Genomic DNA, 16,990 nt, shown 5'->3' with positions numbered 1-16,990 from the left:
CAGCGGAGCCCTTAACCGACGGACCCTTCGAGGCTGACCTCAAGCAGCTTGCCGGCTTCGACCGCGAACTCCATGGGCAGCTCCTTGAACACTTCCTTACAGAAGCCGTTCACAATCATGGACACCGCCTGTTCCGGGTCGATGCCGCGCTGGCGGCAGAGGAACATCTGCTCGTCGCTCACCTTCGAAGTGGTCGCCTCGTGCTCGACGATGGCCGACTTGTTCTTGCTCTCGATGTACGGGAAGGTGTGCGCGCCGCAGCGGTCGCCGATCAGCAGCGAATCGCACTGGGTGAAGTTACGCGCGCCTTCCGCGCCGGGGCCGAATTTAACCAGGCCACGGTAGGCGTTGGAGCTCTTCCCGGCGGAAATCCCCTTGGAGATGATCGTGCTGGAGGTGTTCTTGCCCAAGTGAATCATCTTGGTGCCGGTGTCGGCCTGCTGGAAGTTGTTGGTCAGGGCCACGGAGTAGAACTCGCCAACACTGTTCTCGCCACGCAGGACGCAGCTGGGGTACTTCCAGGTAACCGCGGAGCCGGTTTCGACCTGGGTCCAGGAAATCTTGGAATTCTTGCCGATGGCAGCGCCACGCTTGGTGACGAAGTTGAAGATGCCGCCTTTGCCTTCTTCGTCACCCGGGTACCAGTTCTGTACGGTTGAGTACTTGATCTGGGCATCGTCCAGGGCCACCAGCTCGACAACTGCCGCGTGCAGCTGGTTTTCATCCCGCATGGGCGCGGTGCAGCCTTCAAGGTAGCTCACGTAGCTGCCTTCGTCGGCGATGATCAGGGTGCGCTCGAACTGACCGGTGTTGGCCGCGTTGATGCGGAAATAGGTGGACAGTTCCATGGGGCAGCGAACGCCTTTGGGCACGTAAACAAAGGTGCCGTCAGAGAAGACCGCTGAGTTGAGCCCGGCGAAGAAGTTGTCTCCATGGGGGACAACTGAACCGAGGTATTTCTGTACCAGTTCCGGGTAATCGCGAATCGCTTCGGAAATGGAGCAGAAAATCACACCGGCCTTGGCCAGCGGTTCCTTGAAGGTGGTTGCCACGGAGACGGAATCGAACACCGCGTCTACCGCCACGCCCGCGAGCTTTTCGCGCTCGTGCAGGGGAATGCCCAGCTTCTCGTAGGTTTTCAGCAGTTCCGGATCCACTTCATCCAGACTCTGGGGCATGTCTTCCTTGCGCTTGGGCGCGGAATAGTAGGAAATCGAGTTGTAGTCGATTTTCGGGTAGCCCACGTGGGCCCAGTCCGGCTCTTCCATCTCGAGCCAGCGACGGTAGGCTTTCAGACGCCACTCCAGCATCCATTCCGGCTCTTTCTTGATGCCGGACAGGCGGGCGATAACGTCTTCATTCAGGCCGGGCTCGAACGTGTCGGATTCGATGTCTGTTACGAATCCGTGCTCGTATTCCCGTTTGATCAGCTCGTTCACCTCTTGGTCGGTGGTCGCCATGATCGTCGCTCCGTATTCTCTCATCGCGGGCTTTCGCCCTTGGTGTCGCCGGCAGCCTCAAGGATGGGTTGCCGATCGGATATCATCAGTTTGTGTGTTGCAGTGGTCGCTCGTCCTGTGAGTACGCCCTGCAATCGCTTTTTGGATGACGGATTGCCCAGGCTGTCGCTGGTAACTGAACAAAAAAGCAGCCTGGATCCATCGCTTCTGGCGAGCGATTATACAATACCAGAGTAAATTAGTCAGGTATTAATTTGTGCGTGGAGTGATTATACCTTAATCGGCCTTTGGGGCACTAAGGGGGTGGTAATGAGGCTGATAGTCTGGTTCTTGTGGGTCTGGGGCTTTTGAGGTGAGTGCAGGGCGGGGTGAGCGGGAAGCCTCCCAAAACACGCCGTGAACCCATCCCTGGGGGCTCGGCATTGCCATCCATGGCAATGCACGGTTTTGGGAGGCAGTCCCGCCCGGCGCCTCAGACTAATTGCTAGTCGCCGGTAGCCAGGATTCTGGTGAGGTAGCTGTGGTTTAGAGTCTCTGGAAGATCAGCCGGTCTGGGAATTCGAACGATGTGTCCGCTACCGGGCGCATAGTCCATGACCTGGCCGTTTCGGTTTTCCATGATGCTGGCGGAAAACTGGATGTTGCCGGCCGGGCTGATCAGTTCGAGGTGATCGCCGGGGGCGAATTTGTTTTTCACGTCGATGGTCAGCCATTGGTCGTCGGTGTCGGAGATGGTGCCGACCACCTGCTGGGTGCCAAGGAATGATGAGCCCTGTTCGTAGGTCTGGTACTCGCGGGGCATGTGGCGGCGGAGGAAGCCTTCGGTATAGCCGCGGTTGGAGAGGGCTTCCAGTTCGTTCATCAGGTTCATGTCGAAGGGCTTGCCCTGCATGGCTTCGTCGATAGCGCGGCGGTAGACCTGGGTGGTGCGGGCCACGTAGTAGGTGCTTTTTGTACGGCCCTCGATTTTCAGGGAGTGGACACCCATCTTTGCCAGTTCGGCGACGTGCTGAACGGCTCTCAAATCCTTTGAGTTCATGATGTAGGTGCCGTGCTCGTCCTCGTAGGCGGGTATGAATCCGCCCGGGCGGTTGGGCTCTTCGAGCAGGATTTCTTTCGGTGCGACTTCCTGTACGTCGGCACCGCCACAGGTGGCGATCAGGTCGCCGGTCTGGTCGTGGCCGTGCTGGACCTGTTTGTAGTTCCAGCGGCAGGCGTTGGTGCAGGCGCCCTGGTTGGCGTCCCGGTGGTTCATGTAACCCGAGAGCAGGCAGCGGCCAGAATAAGCCATGCACAGGGCGCCGTGTACAAAGACCTCCAGTTCCATGTCCGGGACCCGGTCGCGGATCTCGCGAATCTCATTCAGGGCCAGTTCCCGGGAGAGGATGACCCGGCTGATGCCCTGTCGGCGCCAGAATTCTACGGTAGCCCAGTTCACCGCGTTGGCCTGCACCGAGAGATGGATCGGCTGTTCTGGCCATTGTTCCCGCACCAGCATGATCAGGCCGGGATCCGACATAATCAGGGCATCCGGCTTTTGCTCCAGTACCGGTTCCAGATCCCTGAGGTAGGAGCGCACCTTGTCGTTGTGAGGTGCTATGTTGGAGACAAGGTAGAACTGTTTGCCCAGTTCGTGGGCCCGTTCAATGCCGGCGCCCAGGGCTGCAACGTCTTTGAAACTGTTGTTTCTTACTCTCAGCGAGTAGCGGGGCTGGCCGGCGTAGACCGCGTCGGCGCCGTAGGCAAAGGCCGTTTCCAGGTGTTCGGGGGTGCCCGCTGGGGCGAGCAGTTCCGGGGTGTTCATAGTGGCTCCGGGGGATTCTGAAAGCGGGGCATTTTGCCGTATGCGGGCGGATGTTCCCTTGATCCTGCTCAAAGGTCGTATTGATTGTTTTCGGCTAACATGTGTACGCTCACGGTTCCAGTATTTCGAGCCGACGCGTTGCAAAGGAGGAGTTCCAGATGGCATCAAAGCCTCTGACGCCAGAGGTGGCGCGGGCTTCGCTGAGTGTCAGGGTCAGTTCCCTGATCAGTGTTCAGCTTGCCCGTGGCAAGGTTGGTGTGGAAGTCGTGGCGTCGCAGCTGCATATGAGCCGTTACACGCTGCACAAGAAACTGAAGCGTGAAGGGCTGACATTCGCCCGTCTGCTTGAAGATGTTCGGCGTCGGCAGGCGCTGACTTATATGCAGGATAGGACCAAACCGCTGGTGGAAATTGCCGAGCAGCTCGGGTTTTCGGAGTTGAGCGCATTCAGCCGGGCTTTCAAGCGCTGGATGGGGACATCCCCGGCTGAATACCGCTCTGTCAGGCTTTCCTGATCAGGCTCAGACTTTCTTGAATACCAGCGTGGCGTTGGTACCGCCAAAGCCAAAGCTGTTGCTCATCACCAGGTCGAGGTTCTGGTTGTCCATGCGCTCACGGACAATCGGATAACCTTCTGCGCCTTCGTCGAGGGTCTGGATATTGGCAGACGGCGCAATGAAACCTTCACGTTGCATGATCAGGCTGTAAATGGCTTCGTGCACGCCAGCGGCACCCAGGGCGTGACCACACAGAGGCTTGGTGGAGCTGAGCGGCGGGATCTTGTCGCCAAATGTCTCCTTCAGCGCTTTCAGCTCGGTTACATCACCGGCCGGTGTGCTGGTGCCGTGGGTATTGATGTAGCTGATCTCGCCATCCAGGTTTTTCATGGCCTGCTTCATGCACCGCACTGCGCCTTCGCCACTCGGGGCGACCATATCCGCGCCGTCTGAGGTGGCGCCAAAGCCAACCAGTTCCGCCAGGATATTTGCGCCACGGGCCTCGGCGTGTTCCAGGGCCTCGAGTGCCAGCACGCCGCCGCCCCCAGAGATGACAAAGCCATCCCGGTTTGCGTCATAGGTGCGTGAAGCCAGTTCCGGCGTGTCATTGTATTTCGTCGACAGGGCACCCATGGCATCGAACAGCAGGCTCAGGGTCCAATGGATATCTTCACCGCCGCCGGCAAACATCACATCCTGGCGCCCGAGCGCAATCAGGTCGGCGGCATGGCCGATGGAATGCGCGCTGGTGGCGCAGGCAGAGGTAATGCCGTAGTTGATGCCGCGAATACCAAAACCGGTTGCCAGTGAGGCGTTGATGGCACTTCCCATGGTGCGCGGCACGCGATAAGGGCCGACACGGCGGATGCCGCGGTCGCGATGTGTGTCGATGGAATCCAGCAGCTCAACCGTCGACGCGCCACCCTGACCAAAGATAATGCCGGTGGTATCGGCCTTGATGTGTTCGTCGGTCAGTCCGGCCTGTTCGATAGCCTCGCGCATGGCCAGATAGGTATATCCGGAAGCCGGGCACATGAAGCGCCACAGTTTACGGTCAATCAATTCCGGCAGGTTCAGGTTGATCTGGCCGCAGATGTGGCTGCGCAGACCGTTATCCCGGGCTTCTTCGCTGAAGCCTATGCCGGAACGGGATTCCTTGAGGGACTGGGCGACTTCCTTCTGGTTGGTACCAAGGCTGGAAACGATGCCCATACCGGTGATTACAACACGACGCATCCTGTTAACTCCTAAAAATCATCGGTCGAAGTGAACATGCCAACCCGCAGGTCTTTGGCTGTGTAGATTTCCCGGCCGTCTACTTCCATCCGGCCATCAGCGATTGCCATGGTCAGCTTGCGCCTGATCACACGCTTGAGATCCAGGTGGTAAGTGACCTTCTTGGCTGTGGGCAGCACCTGGCCGGTAAACTTCACTTCGCCGGCGCCCAGTGCGCGACCCTTGCCTTCACCGCCACCCCAGGCCAGGAAGAAGCCAACCAGCTGCCACATGGCATCCAGGCCAAGACAACCGGGCATTACGGGATCATCAACGAAGTGTACCTTGAAAAACCACAGGTCCGGATTGATGTCGAGCTCCGCTACCAGGCTGCCCTTGCCGTAGAGGCCATCGTCGTCTGCGATATGCGTGACGCGGTCGAACATCAGCATCTCGTTGATGGGCAGACGCATGGAGCCAGGGAAGAGCTCGCCATGGCCGCATTTGATCAGGTCTTCTTTATCAAAATGATCCGGGTTCATAGTGCCAGTGTCTCTGTTACAAAATGATTTCCTCATACTTTAGCTCGAATTTCACGAGGAGCTATTGACCTTTAGTGGATGATTGCCCGTTTGAAGTTCCCGCCTTACTTCTGTTCCCACCCGTTTGATGGTCATCAAGGTGGATGCACGTGCCCGCGAATACAATCATCCAGAGTCCGTTTTGCGAAATCCGGAGAGTCGAAACCGGCAAGGAGGACATCGTATGTCCGGGTATGAGGAAACCATCGAAGGCAAGATCCGGCGCAAGGGTGACCGGGTCATGGTATGTCTGGAAAGAGAGACCGGGCATTTGCCGGAACGCGTCTGGGAAATGCTCACCGACTCGGTGTGTCTGGCAGAGTGGTTGGCTCCTGGCACACTCGACGCCCGGCCGGGCGGTCGGGTTCAGCTTGATTTCGGTAACAGCGGTATGCCGATCGATTGCCGCGTGACGGATTGCCAGCCCAATCGTCGCCTGGCCTATTCCTGGAGTTCCGGCGATTCCGCCGAGCGGCCGTTGGTATGGGAGCTTGATCCCATCGACGAGGGAACCCGTCTGTCACTGACATTGCTGCTGCCCGATGATGAACTGGTGCCCATTGCGTGCGCGGGCTGGGATGCGCATCTCGAAATGCTACTGGCGGCCCTGGAAGGAATAAGTATTCACTTCCCGGCGAGCCGGTTTCGCCAGGCGAGGGCAAGGTTCGAGTCGCTGGTCAGGCAGGAGTTAGCCGCCTGACCAGCCAGCGGTTTCAGCCTTCGCGGCCATCCGGTCTGGGGCTGGCCAGGATGCCGGTGTAGCGGTAAAGGAACATACCGAAAGCAAACAGCCAGAGCAGGGTGCTGCTGCCAATGCCGGGGTGCCATGGGATAATTTCGAAGGCCGTGAGCACCCGTACCAGCGCGGCCAGATGAATCGCGACGAACGCAAGCACCATCCCCCTTGGTAACACCAGCGGTCTGCCGCTGTGGCCGAGTGCCACCCGTGCAATAACCCCCAGAATCAGGCATGCGACCGCCCCGGTTCCGGCAGCGTGACTCCACGCGTTGGACGGCCAGCCGGCGAACAATGTGCCTGCCAGCAGAAACAGGGCGACCGGCACCCACAATATGGACAGGTGCAGAATCCAGAGCAGGGGTTCCCGACGCACAAGCCAGCCTTTCCAGCCAGCCAGCCGCACCAGCATAAGCGTACCGGACAGCAGGGCCAGCGCACCGGTAACGGTTTCCCAGCCGGTGACAAGGGAAGCCATCAGCAGAATCAGGCTGAAAATCGTTGCCATATCGAGGGCGGGGACCGTTTTCACCACGTTGCCGTCGAAGCCGCGCTGGCGCAACCAACCGCCGGAAAATGCCGGCGTGATGCGCCCTCCGATGATGCTGATCAGTGCCATGGCCATGATCAGGGAGCCGTAACTGAAGGTCATGTCCAGACGTGTAACGAAGCCGATCTGCATCAGCCAGAGCAGGCCGAGCACCACCATGATCATCAGCTGTCTTTTTTGCCGGGCATGCCAGATTCGCCTGCCGGCATCCACCATTACCAGAGGCAGGAAAGCGAGGTTCACGCCCTGTACCAGCCAGTATGGAAGGTCTGCTCCGGTTGCCAACAACAGACGGCCGGCGAGCCAGACGCCCCATAGCAGCACCAGTCTGAATCCGTGGGTACGCTCGGTCTGGGTCCACACGCAGACGGCGGTCAGCAGGAACCCCGCGATAGCTGCCGAGAGGAACCCGAACAGCATTTCGTGTTGGTGCCAGAATAATCCTGGCATCGCCAGAGGCAGGCTGATAACTCCGTTTACCTGCATTACCCAGAGGGGGATGGCGGCGAGAGCCAGAACGGTCATGGACAGAAAGAAGATCCGGAATGGATAGGCAAATAACTGACCGACGCTGGCAGACGCCCGATCAGGGGAAGTCGGAATGGCCCGCATAGATGTCTCCCATATACATGTATTTTGTGTATATGTTAAACCCTGCCGACTTTGTTAACCATACCTGCTTGGAGGTAGATTGCGTACAATAGGCGCAACCCATTCAATTACAAGGGAACTTCCATGACGTCGTACATGATCCTGAAGCACCTGCACATGACCACTGCGTACCTGACTATCACGCTGTTTGCCCTGCGGCTGCTGCTGGACGCGGTCGGTCGGCCTGGCTGGCGCCAGACCCCGCTGCGGTTTATTCCCCACATCAACGACACGATTCTGCTGGTGGCGGCCATTTCCCTGGTTTTTGTCGCCGGCTACGCCTCGGCCATGCCCGGGTGGCTGATTGCCAAGATCGTGTTGCTGTTCGGCTACATCATTGCCGGCGTATTCGCCCTGAAGACCACGCTGGGCAAGCCCGTTCGAATTTCAGCCGCCGTACTTGCCCTGGTACAGGTGAGCGCCATTCTGCATCTGGCGATGACCAAGCCATTCTGAGTCAACGTTTTTCGCTGACCTGCTTTGTCAGTTCCGCCAGCTGAACCTGCACTGCCTGGAGCTGGCGGGCAATTTCGTCCCGCTCATCGTGGGCCTTCTGGGCCTGCTTGGCGTTCTGCTCCTCGCCCATAACCTCCAGGATCGCCCCGATCATCATGTTCAGGAAAACAAACGCCGTCAGGAAAATGAAGGTGAGGTAGAAAATCCAGCTAAGCGGGTATTGCTCCATGGTGGCGTACATCACATCGGTCCAGTCCTCGAAGGTGGCCACCCGGAACAGCGTCAGCATGGCTATGGCCACGTCGCCCCACAGCTCCTCGTCCACGCTGGCGAAGAACATGGACCCCATGGCCGCGTATATGTAGAAGATGATGAACATGAGCAGCGCGATATAGCCCATGCGCGGGATCGCTTTTAACAGCGAATTGATCAGGAACCTGAGTTCGGGCACCACCGACACCAGGCGCAACACCCGGAACACCCGCAGCAGGCGCCCCAGCAACACCGCTTCGGAATTATCCAGAGGAATCAGACTGCCGATCACCACCAGGGTGTCGAACAGGTTCCAGCCGTCGAACAGAAAGCGTTTTTTGTTGGCACACACACCGAAACGGAACAGGATCTCCACCAGGAAGAAGAGGGTGATGGCGTTGTCCATCACGATGAGCGACTTCTCCACCAGGGGCGGCAGATCATAGGTTTTGGCGCCAATGGTCAGCGCCGACAAGATGATGATGGTAATGACGGCGCCCTGGAAAACCTTGCTTGATTCAATGCGGCGGAGTCTCTCGAAACCGGAGGCGGGGCTTAATTGGGACGACATGGCAGACGGCGGCTCCAGACAATTCGGGGAAGGCCGAATTCTAAAGGGCCGGGATTGAATTGGATAGCCTGAATGATGGTCGCGCGTCCCTGGGGGCGACGCGGAGATACGTAATAAGTATGAGTTATTCAGCTTGATCAGAAATATTCATTCGTGCGATCCGGAAACCCTTCCCATAATCAGGTCACCGAAAATAAAACCAAAAAGCGAGTGACATTCCATGGAAGACAGACCGGAGTTAGCCGGCTGGCGCTGGGGGCCGTTTACCTTCCGCGTGCCGTTTTACCACACGCGCCTGTGCTGGTCCGAGTTCCTGCAGGGGCTGTTTGTTTCTGCCGCCACAGGCCTGGCATTGATCCCGGTGATGACCGCCTTCTTTGGCCTGAGTTTTGAAGAGGCCGTCGCGCTGTCCATGATTCACGCCTCCCTGATCGCCTCGGCGGTGATCGTCTTTGGTGAGCCTTACGCGGGAGGCTGGATTACCCCGGCCTTGCCCCTGATCCTGGCGTTCGTCATAGGGGGCTATGAGGACCCGGTCAGCCGGTTCCAGGCAATGACCGCGCTGAGCCTGGTATTTGCCACCCTTGTGCTGTTTCTGGGAATAACCGGCCTGGGCCGGCGTTTCGTGATCTGGCTGCCCGACACACTCAAGGCGGGCATTATCCTGGGCGCCTCGATTGCGGCGCTCAAGCGGGTGTTCGTCGACGATGCCGAACGCTTTCTGCTTGAGCAACCCATTGCCACGGGGCTTGCTTGCGCGATTTGCCTGATCTTCACCTTCTCGATTCCAATGCAGAAGCTCAAGGAGCGCAGCCGATTCTTCTTCATGCTAGGAGCCTTGGGCCTGCTACCAGGTTTTCTGGCTGCGGCCATCGTCGGGCCGTTAGTCGGTGAGGTAGATTTCGATATCCAGTGGGGAATCCTGGTGCCACCGCTGGGCGAAGCCTTGGCGAAGGTTTCGCCTTTGGCGATAGGTTGGCCGTCCCAGGAGATGATTCTCCAGAGTATTCCGCTGGCGCTGATTGCCTACATCATCCTGTTCGGCGACCTGGTCACGGGGAACGAAGTGCTTAGGGACGGTTTGAAGGTGCGCAAGGACGAACACGTGGATATCAACCTCAATCGTACCCACTTCTCGCTGTCGATCCGCAACGCCATCATGGGCATCGTTGCGCCGTTCTTCCCGACCCAGGGCGCGGTCTGGACCGGCGTACACGTGATCGTGGTGCAGCGCTGGAAGCAGGGGCCGAAGGCTATGAACAGCCTGCACAGTGGCCTTGCCTCCTACTACCTGATGGGCCTGCCGTTCATTTTCTTCCTCCTGCCGCTGCTGACCGGGCTAAAACCGCTGCTGGGCGTCGCTCTGTCGCTGACCCTGGTGCTGACCGGCTTTGCCTGTGCCTACATTGCCATGTCGATTCCAAGGGACAATGCTTCCCGGGGCACGGTGGTTCTGATTGGCGCTGCTCTGGCTTTCTTCGAACCGTGGATGGGGCTTTTGATCGGCGTGGTGGCAACCCTGGCTCTGGTAGGCTGGGACCGGAGCCCGGATCCCATTCCGCACGACGAGTGATTGGTAGGAGGCAGATCCCGGATCTCAGCCAGCCTGGTTCAGGATGATCTGCCATTCCTCTTCACTCACCGGCATGACGGAAAGCCGGTTACCTTTGCGCACCAGAGGCAGGTTTTCGAGCCCGGCCATGGATTTCAGCTCATCCAGTGGGATCAGCTTTGGCAGCGTGCGGACGTACTTCATGTCTACAGCCTGCCAGCGAGGCTTTTCCTTCGTGCTCTTGGCATCGTGGTAGGGCGATTCCGGGTCAAACTGGGTGGGGTCGGGATAGGCGCTGCGAACAACCCTGACGATACCGGCAATCCCGATGTGTTTGCAGCTGGAGTGGTACAGGAAGACCTCGTCGCCTTCTGTCATGCGGGCCAGAAAGTTGCGGGCCTGGTAGTTGCGTACGCCGTCCCACGGGATAATCCCGTCTGGCGCCTTGGCGAAATCCTCGATGCCGCATTCCGCGGGCTCTGATTTAACCAGCCACTTAGCCATTGAGTCCTCCCATCGCTGAATTCGCCTGAATTATAAGCCAAAAAAAGCCCCCGGAGAGGGGGCACAGAGGCGCAGGGTCATGCCCGGTCAGGGCTTTTTGCGGTTAAGCGGATAAAACAGCTGTGGCGAGGCCAGTTCCGGGAGGTCGGTTCTTTCCTCGTTTGCGGCCCACTCCACCCGCTCGGCAGAACGGATTGCGTAGTGCATCCACGCCAGGGCAGCTGCCACGATCACGAACATCAGCATAAAGCAGCTCTGCCAGATGCCTGTAAGGTCGTTCAGTACGCCGAAGGTCAGTGGCAGGATGAACCCTCCAAGCCCGCCAATCATGCCAACCACGCCCCCTACGGCGCCGACGTGCATGGGGTAGTAGACCGGAATGTGCTTGTACACGGCTGCCTTGCCGAGGGACATGAAGAATCCGAGGATAAAGATCAGCGCCACGAACATGGGCAGGTTCATGGCCAGGGTAAAGCGGATATCGCCATCAATGCCCTGGACCACGTAATCGGTGGGCGGATAGCTCAGCAGAAACGTGCACAGAACCGAGGCGCCGAAGGTCCAGTACATGACCCGGCGGGCGCCGAAACGGTCTGACATCCAGCCGCCCAGAATCCGGAACAGGGAAGCCGGGATGGTGTAAAGCGCGGCAATGATGCCCGCGGTCTTGATGTCCAGGCCGTATACGCCAATCAGGAAGTGCGGCAGCCAAAGTGCCAAAGCCACAAAGGCGCCGAACACGAAGAAATAATACAGGGCAAAACGCCAGACCCTCAGTTCCCGCAGGGGTTCCATCTGCTCAATGAAGGTCTTGGACTTGCTGCCGGCCCGCTCTGCGGCCAGGGGATCTTCCTTGGCCAACAGGATGAAAACGATCCCCATGATTGCCAGCACCGAGGCATAGATCTGCGCCGTGCTCTCCCAACCGAACGCCACCAGCAGGAACGGGGCCCCGAAATTGGTCACCGCCGCGCCCACGTTACCCGCCCCGAAAATGCCCAGCGCTGTGCCCTGGTGCTCCGGTTCAAACCAGGCCGCCGTGTAGGCCACCCCCACGATGAAAGCCCCGCCTGCCAGGCCCACACCCAGGGCACCGATCAACAGCATGAGGTAGGTCGTAGCGAAGGTGAGCAGATACACGCAGGCGGCGGTGGTCAGCATCAGAATGCCGAATACCCAGCGACCGCCATACCGGTCTGTCCATATGCCCAGGAATAGCCGGCTTACTGAGCCGGTCAAAATCGGCGTCGCCATCAGCAGACCCAACTGGGTATCCGAGAGCCCGAGATCTTCGCTTATGCGAATCCCGATGATGGAGAAAATGGTCCAGACCGCAAAGCACAGAGTGAAAGCGAACGTGGATAAACCCAGCGCGCGGTATTGCTCGGGTTTTGATGGGCTAGTGGCCATGTTCCCCCTCCTTTCTCATCTCCATCGAGAGCTGTCTGAAAGCGTCTCTGAAACCATACCAAAAACAGGGTTTTTTCATGCGGGGCATTGGAGGTACCTCCTGCTGGGTGCAGTGGTGGTAGGCAATTTGAGGGTTTTGGCGCGCAGGGGATAGGCCCTTGATTTCTCTCGTGGGGTACGCGTTGAAAGGGTTGATATACGTCAATTATGGGCGCCACCAGAGTGTGGGCTAATGCTGACAGATATCAATGGATGCCTTTTGAAATCGCCTTTGAGAGGGGGCCGGAAACGCCCTCGGGAGAACCCAGAAATGAAAATCATGATTGCCTACGACGGCTCGCGAAATGCCAGGCTGGCACTGGCTCAGACCATCACCATGTTCCGTGATCTCAAACCTGTAATCACCCTGGTTGCAGTGGCCGAGAATCCGCGGGACATCACTTCCGGCAACGAAGACCTGTTCCAGGAAGAGGTTTCAGAACTCAAAAAGCACCTGGCCGAGGCCATGGAGTTATGTGACCAGGAACAGATTTCAGCCGAGAACATGCTTCTGGAGGGCGACCCCAGAAAAATGCTGCTGTTCGCCGCGGAAAAGAAGGTCCACCCGGACATGCTGGTTATCGCGCGCCACAGCCATGAGCCCGACGGTGGCTTCATCGCCCGCTCACTGACCTATTTCGTGGACGAACTGGATTACATGACCTTCGGCAGCGTGAGCTCATTCCTTGCCCGCCGCATCCAGTGCCCGCTTCTTATTCTGCCCAGCCGTTGAGTCTGGCCAGCAACCGTTTCTGAATCTGAAAGCCCAGGGAGGCTGACATGAAAGTCGCAGACGTTTTCCACGTCAAGAATCCGGAAGTCAGGGCACTGCACCTGACCTGGATTGCATTCTTTATTACCTTCTACGTGTGGTTCAACATGGCGCCGCTGGCATCGAGCATGCTCAAAAGCGTCAATTGGCTGACCGCCGATGACCTTCGCCTGTTTGCCATCTGTAACGTGGCATTGACCATTCCTGCCCGGATCATCGTGGGCATGGCCCTGGACCGTTTTGGTCCCCGTCGGGTGTTTTCCGTTCTGATGGTCCTGATGTCCATCCCGGCTCTGGTGTTTGCCTTTGGTAATACCATGACGCAACTGTTGGTCAGCCGTCTGGTGCTCAGCTCTATCGGTGCCAGCTTCGTGGTCGGTATCCACATGACCGCCATGTGGTTCAAGCCCAAAGACATCGGTTTTGCCGAGGGCTTCTATGCCGGTTGGGGCAACTTCGGTTCTGCCGCTGCGGCCATTACCCTGCCCACCATCGCGCTGCACATGTATGGCGGTGAGGACGGCTGGCGCTGGGCCATCGCCCAGAGTGCAATCGTTATGGCGGCCTATGGCGTGTATTACTGGTTTGCGATTACCGACGGCCCGGCCGGCACAGTCCACCGTAAGCCCCGCAAGGCAGTAGCGCTGGAAGTCAGTAGCTGGGGCGACATGATCAAGCTGATCCTCTGGACAATTCCCCTGGTGGGTGTCCTGGCCATCCTGGTATGGCGCATCGAGAACATGGGCTATCTGAGCGCCGCCGGCGCCGCTATTTGCTACGCGGTTATTGTGGCCATCGTGACCTACCAGATTATCCAGATCCTGCGGGTGAATGTGCCGATCCTGAAGAAAGGCGTGCCCGAAGATGACAAGTACCCGTTCAACAGCGTTGCCGCTCTGAACAGTACCTACTTCGCCAACTTTGGTGCCGAGCTGGCGGTAGTCTCCATGCTGCCGATGTTCTTCGAGGAAACCTGGAGCCTGAGCGCGACCGCTGCCGGCCTTATCGCTGCCTCCTTTGCCTTCGTGAACCTGGTGGCGCGCCCCATGGGTGGCCTGGTATCAGATCGAATGGGTAACCGCCGGTTCGTGATGCTCAGCTACATGTTCGGCATCTCCGTCGGCTTCGCACTCATGGGCCTGATGAACTCCAACTGGCCGCTGATCATTGCCGTGGGCATTACTGTATTCACCTCCTTCTTCGTGCAGGGGGCAGAAGGCGCCACCTTCGGCATTATCCCCTCCATCAAGCGGCGTCTAACCGGCCAGATTTCCGGGATGGCGGGCGCCTATGGCAACGTGGGTGCGGTGGTTTACCTGACTATCTTCACCTTCGTAACCCCGACCCAGTTCTTCTACATCATTGCCGGCGGTGCGTTTATAAGCTGGTTGTTGTGCATGATGTGGCTGAAAGAGCCGGAAAGCGGGTTCTCCGAGGAATATCACGTGTCTTCCGTGGATCTGCAAATCGAGGAAGAAGAGCGTCGCCGTCAGGCTGCCGCTACCAGCTAACCCGTAGCTGTCAAAGAGAAAGCCGCCGAGGCATTGCCCGGCGGCTTTTTTGCGTTTGTTTGAGTCGCTCTTAATAAGGCTTGCGCCCGTCGATCAAAAGTGATCGTAGCCGAATTTCATGTAGGTGATGCCAGGGCTCAGCACCAGGCGCCAGGCCAGTTCTGTATCGTCGCTGCACTCCCAGTCATAAGCTCTTACTGTATCCGTCAGGCAGTCCAGCCAGAGATCGTAGAGGTGGGGCTTGATACTCAGGTGGCGGGCACTGTGCAGGCAGGCAATCCGGTGGAGAACATCGTCCACGTTGCCGCTGGCGTAAAACGCTACCAGGCTGAAAAAGGATTTCTTCAGCATACTCCGCTGAACCGCCATATCGGTATTGCGAAACAATGCTCGCACCTCCGGCGAAGCCATCAGGAACCGGCGGTAGAAGGCTTCAAAGAAGTCCGGGAAGCCGGGGCGGGGCTGAAGCACGCGTTCGTAGCTTGCATCGAAGAGCTCTTCGAAGGACATGGCTGGCTCCCTGGCTTTGTCGGGAATTAATCCAATATCCTGAATCTAGCATTTGCCGGCGTGGGCGTCATTCGGTGCAGATGGGGAGACAGGGCCCGCTGGAAAGCAGACATAAAAAACCGGCGCCTTTGACGGGCGCCGGTTGTTACAAGAGGCCTGTTATCAGGGATTCTTGATGTACGCGTTTTTGCGCAGGTAGAACCACCAGTTAACCACCAGGCAGAGTGCATAGAACACCGCAAACCCGTACATGGCCACTTCCGGAGTGCCGGCCTGGATTTCCTGGCCCATCACCCGCGGGGCGATAAATGCGCCGTAGGCGGCAACCGCGGAGGTCCAGCCCAGGACCGGGCCCTTCTGCTGCTGGTTGAAGATAAAACCGATGCTGCGGAAGGTAGAGCCATTACCGATACCACTGGCCGCGAACATGATGATGAACAGGATCAGGAACGGCGCAAAGTAGGCGTTCGGATCGGTGGAGTTGTAGGCCAGCATCATCACATAACCGGTTGCTACAGAGGCTGCAACCATCACAACCGAGATGATCTGGGTAACAATGGAGCCACCTACCTTGTCGGAAATCCAGCCGCCCACCGGACGGATCAGCGCGCCTACAAACGGTCCCATCCAGGCCCAGGTGAGTGCGCTCGGCGCATCCGGGTTCACTACGCGGGTGACCGTGCCATCGGCCGCCACTTCCATCATGTTGCCAAAGATAACGGTAATAGACAGCGGCAGGGCAGCTGAGAAGCCGATGAACGAGCCGAAGGTGAGGATGTAAAGCACGGTCATGGACCAGGTGTGCTTGTTGCTGAAGATCGCAAACTGGTTCTGGATGTTGGGCTTTATGTCCCCGGGGATAAGGCGCAGAAGGATCAGCGTGAGCACAATGGTCAGCGGCAGAGCCAGCCACATGTTCATAACGCTGAGGGCCCAGACGCCAGCGATAGAGGCGAGAATACCGACCCCGTAGAGACCCAGAATTTTGCCGAAAGCCGAGAGCGGGTTGCCGGGATTCGGAGTAACCACTTTCAGGTTGTTCATGCCGAACCAGCTGGCGAATGCCAACGGAATCAGGAAAACTAGCCAGATAAAGCCAGCGTTCTGGATCCAGGTATCGGTTCCCGCCTCAATACGACCAATCAGCGTACCGCTGGGGCTTTGCAGCTGCATCGGGTCACCGGCCAGGGCGCCGAAGATACCTGCGGTCATTACCAGCGGAATGACCACCTGCATGGTGGTAACACCGAAATTACCGAGACCGGCATTCATGCCGAGGCCATAGCCCTGTTTGCTTTTCGGGTAGAAGGTGCTGATGTTGCTCATGGAGCAGGCAAAGTTACCGCCACCGATGCCGGAGAGCAGGGCAAGAGCCTGGAAGACAATAAACGGCGTATCCGGATTCATCAGAGCAATGCCGGTACCGGCAGCGGGAATCATCAACAGGGCGGTGGTCAGGAATACGGTGTTCCGTCCGCCGGCAATCTTGATCATGAACGAGGCCGGGATCCGCAGAGTAGCGCCAGACAGACCCGCAATCGCAGACAGGGTAAACAGCTGTTCAATGCTGAACGGAAACCCCAGGTTTTTCATCTGGGTGGTGATCATTCCCCACATCAGCCAGACGGCAAAGCCCATCAGAAGGCTGGGTATGGAAATCCAGAGGTTGCGGGACGCAATGCGCTTGCCTTCCCGTTGCCAGAATTCTTCGCTTTCGACATCCCAGTTTTCGATGTCAGCGTTTGTCCTGTTCTTGGCGCCTATTTGTCCGGCGCTCGCTGTACTGTTGGCCATGATGTGTGCTCCTCGGTTTGCGTTACCCGTGGCCTCGGGTCAGAGGCTTCAGGGCTTTGTGCCATTGTGCAAAGCAGTGCGGGGAGTAATTCTTGATATTGCTCAAGGACAAGAATGCGGCGCGA

16 protein-coding genes are annotated in these 16,990 nt (G+C 58.2%); 6 read left to right on the top strand and 10 right to left on the bottom strand.

Features of this window, described 5'->3' with window-relative positions; genetic code table 11:
* Positions 1-11: 11 nt before the first annotated feature.
* Both sufB and yegQ read right to left on the bottom strand, forming a co-directional pair.
* A complete protein-coding gene (gene sufB / locus NUW46_RS16345; protein ID WP_069181837.1) occupies positions 12-1,460 on the bottom strand; it encodes a Fe-S cluster assembly protein SufB in 1,449 nt (482 codons plus the stop codon).
* A gap of 484 nt (positions 1,461-1,944) precedes the next feature.
* Positions 1,945-3,264: a tRNA 5-hydroxyuridine modification protein YegQ gene (gene yegQ / locus NUW46_RS16340; protein ID WP_418140703.1), complete on the bottom strand. Its 1,320-nt coding sequence runs from the start codon at positions 3,262-3,264 to the stop codon at positions 1,945-1,947.
* Between the two features lie 158 nt (positions 3,265-3,422).
* Between yegQ and NUW46_RS16335 the strand changes: the two genes are divergently transcribed.
* Complete coding sequence (locus tag NUW46_RS16335) at positions 3,423-3,779, top strand: helix-turn-helix transcriptional regulator (RefSeq protein ID WP_014578227.1); 357 nt, start codon at positions 3,423-3,425, stop codon at positions 3,777-3,779.
* A gap of 6 nt (positions 3,780-3,785) precedes the next feature.
* Here the strand turns inward: NUW46_RS16335 and fabB are convergent, their stop codons facing one another.
* On the bottom strand, positions 3,786-4,997 hold the full coding sequence (fabB, locus tag NUW46_RS16330) for a beta-ketoacyl-ACP synthase I (protein WP_069181835.1): 1,212 nt from the start codon (positions 4,995-4,997) through the stop codon (positions 3,786-3,788).
* 11 nt (positions 4,998-5,008) lie between these two features.
* Entirely contained in the window at positions 5,009-5,518 is a 510-nt protein-coding gene (fabA, locus tag NUW46_RS16325; RefSeq protein WP_069181834.1) for a bifunctional 3-hydroxydecanoyl-ACP dehydratase/trans-2-decenoyl-ACP isomerase, read from the bottom strand.
* Positions 5,519-5,741: 223 nt separating this feature from the next.
* On the opposite strand from fabA, the gene NUW46_RS16320 reads away from it, so the two are divergent.
* Positions 5,742-6,257: an SRPBCC family protein gene (locus tag NUW46_RS16320; protein ID WP_418140702.1), complete on the top strand. Its 516-nt coding sequence runs from the start codon at positions 5,742-5,744 to the stop codon at positions 6,255-6,257.
* 13 nt (positions 6,258-6,270) lie between these two features.
* On the opposite strand, the gene NUW46_RS16315 is transcribed toward NUW46_RS16320, so the two are convergent.
* The gene (locus NUW46_RS16315) at positions 6,271-7,455 is read right to left on the bottom strand and encodes an NnrS family protein (protein WP_418140701.1); all 1,185 of its coding nucleotides are present in this window, start codon (positions 7,453-7,455) and stop codon (positions 6,271-6,273) included.
* A gap of 123 nt (positions 7,456-7,578) precedes the next feature.
* Between NUW46_RS16315 and NUW46_RS16310 the strand changes: the two genes are divergently transcribed.
* Positions 7,579-7,950: a SirB2 family protein gene (locus NUW46_RS16310; RefSeq protein WP_104321597.1), complete on the top strand. Its 372-nt coding sequence runs from the start codon at positions 7,579-7,581 to the stop codon at positions 7,948-7,950.
* 1 nt (position 7,951) lies between these two features.
* Here NUW46_RS16310 and NUW46_RS16305 read toward each other — a convergent pair whose 3' ends face one another.
* The gene (locus NUW46_RS16305) at positions 7,952-8,773 is read right to left on the bottom strand and encodes an ion transporter (protein WP_069181831.1); all 822 of its coding nucleotides are present in this window, start codon (positions 8,771-8,773) and stop codon (positions 7,952-7,954) included.
* A 220-nt stretch (positions 8,774-8,993) separates the two neighbouring features.
* Between NUW46_RS16305 and NUW46_RS16300 the strand changes: the two genes are divergently transcribed.
* The gene (locus tag NUW46_RS16300; protein ID WP_418140700.1) at positions 8,994-10,346 is read left to right on the top strand and encodes a hypothetical protein; all 1,353 of its coding nucleotides are present in this window, start codon (positions 8,994-8,996) and stop codon (positions 10,344-10,346) included.
* 24 nt (positions 10,347-10,370) lie between these two features.
* Here the strand turns inward: NUW46_RS16300 and NUW46_RS16295 are convergent, their stop codons facing one another.
* Together NUW46_RS16295 and NUW46_RS16290 are read right to left on the bottom strand one after the other, a co-directional pair.
* Entirely contained in the window at positions 10,371-10,829 is a 459-nt protein-coding gene (locus NUW46_RS16295) for an EVE domain-containing protein (protein WP_418140699.1), read from the bottom strand.
* Between the two features lie 87 nt (positions 10,830-10,916).
* Positions 10,917-12,239: an MFS transporter gene (locus tag NUW46_RS16290; RefSeq protein ID WP_418140698.1), complete on the bottom strand. Its 1,323-nt coding sequence runs from the start codon at positions 12,237-12,239 to the stop codon at positions 10,917-10,919.
* Between the two features lie 310 nt (positions 12,240-12,549).
* Here NUW46_RS16290 and NUW46_RS16285 point away from each other — a divergent pair, with 310 nt between their 5' ends.
* Positions 12,550-13,011, top strand: a complete 462-nt coding sequence (locus NUW46_RS16285; RefSeq protein WP_069181828.1) for a universal stress protein — start codon at positions 12,550-12,552, stop codon at positions 13,009-13,011.
* A 47-nt stretch (positions 13,012-13,058) separates the two neighbouring features.
* Positions 13,059-14,561, top strand: coding sequence for an MFS transporter (locus tag NUW46_RS16280; RefSeq protein ID WP_418140697.1), 1,503 nt, complete (start codon positions 13,059-13,061; stop codon positions 14,559-14,561).
* A gap of 93 nt (positions 14,562-14,654) precedes the next feature.
* On the opposite strand, the gene NUW46_RS16275 is transcribed toward NUW46_RS16280, so the two are convergent.
* Positions 14,655-15,071 carry a globin gene (locus NUW46_RS16275; protein WP_209400203.1) on the bottom strand — a complete coding sequence of 139 codons (417 nt, stop codon included), beginning with the start codon at positions 15,069-15,071 and terminating at the stop codon, positions 14,655-14,657.
* Positions 15,072-15,233: 162 nt separating this feature from the next.
* Positions 15,234-16,865 (bottom strand): antiporter, encoded by a 1,632-nt coding sequence (locus NUW46_RS16270; RefSeq protein ID WP_136631283.1) that lies wholly within the window; start codon positions 16,863-16,865, stop codon positions 15,234-15,236.
* Positions 16,866-16,990 lie beyond the last annotated feature (125 nt).

Source organism: Marinobacter sp. MA (assembly GCF_048298425.1).
Classification (GTDB): Bacteria; Pseudomonadota; Gammaproteobacteria; order Pseudomonadales; family Oleiphilaceae; genus Marinobacter; species Marinobacter salsuginis.
Note: the sequence above shows the minus strand (reverse complement) of the source record. Positions and strands in the feature narration are given on the sequence as shown.

Bases quoted from the DNA above. Each gene is read 5' to 3' on its own strand.
- sufB (WP_069181837.1), bottom strand. From the start codon at position 1,460: ATGGCGACCACCGACCAAGAGGTGAACGAGCTGATCAAACGGGAATAC.
- yegQ (WP_418140703.1), bottom strand. From the start codon at position 3,264: ATGAACACCCCGGAACTGCTCGCCCCAGCGGGCACCCCCGAACACCTG.
- NUW46_RS16335 (WP_014578227.1), top strand. From the start codon at position 3,423: ATGGCATCAAAGCCTCTGACGCCAGAGGTGGCGCGGGCTTCGCTGAGT.
- fabB (WP_069181835.1), bottom strand. From the start codon at position 4,997: ATGCGTCGTGTTGTAATCACCGGTATGGGCATCGTTTCCAGCCTTGGT.
- fabA (WP_069181834.1), bottom strand. From the start codon at position 5,518: ATGAACCCGGATCATTTTGATAAAGAAGACCTGATCAAATGCGGCCAT.
- NUW46_RS16320 (WP_418140702.1), top strand. From the start codon at position 5,742: ATGTCCGGGTATGAGGAAACCATCGAAGGCAAGATCCGGCGCAAGGGT.
- NUW46_RS16315 (WP_418140701.1), bottom strand. From the start codon at position 7,455: ATGCGGGCCATTCCGACTTCCCCTGATCGGGCGTCTGCCAGCGTCGGT.
- NUW46_RS16310 (WP_104321597.1), top strand. From the start codon at position 7,579: ATGACGTCGTACATGATCCTGAAGCACCTGCACATGACCACTGCGTAC.
- NUW46_RS16305 (WP_069181831.1), bottom strand. From the start codon at position 8,773: ATGTCGTCCCAATTAAGCCCCGCCTCCGGTTTCGAGAGACTCCGCCGC.
- NUW46_RS16300 (WP_418140700.1), top strand. From the start codon at position 8,994: ATGGAAGACAGACCGGAGTTAGCCGGCTGGCGCTGGGGGCCGTTTACC.
- NUW46_RS16295 (WP_418140699.1), bottom strand. From the start codon at position 10,829: ATGGCTAAGTGGCTGGTTAAATCAGAGCCCGCGGAATGCGGCATCGAG.
- NUW46_RS16290 (WP_418140698.1), bottom strand. From the start codon at position 12,239: ATGGCCACTAGCCCATCAAAACCCGAGCAATACCGCGCGCTGGGTTTA.
- NUW46_RS16285 (WP_069181828.1), top strand. From the start codon at position 12,550: ATGAAAATCATGATTGCCTACGACGGCTCGCGAAATGCCAGGCTGGCA.
- NUW46_RS16280 (WP_418140697.1), top strand. From the start codon at position 13,059: ATGAAAGTCGCAGACGTTTTCCACGTCAAGAATCCGGAAGTCAGGGCA.
- NUW46_RS16275 (WP_209400203.1), bottom strand. From the start codon at position 15,071: ATGTCCTTCGAAGAGCTCTTCGATGCAAGCTACGAACGCGTGCTTCAG.
- NUW46_RS16270 (WP_136631283.1), bottom strand. From the start codon at position 16,865: ATGGCCAACAGTACAGCGAGCGCCGGACAAATAGGCGCCAAGAACAGG.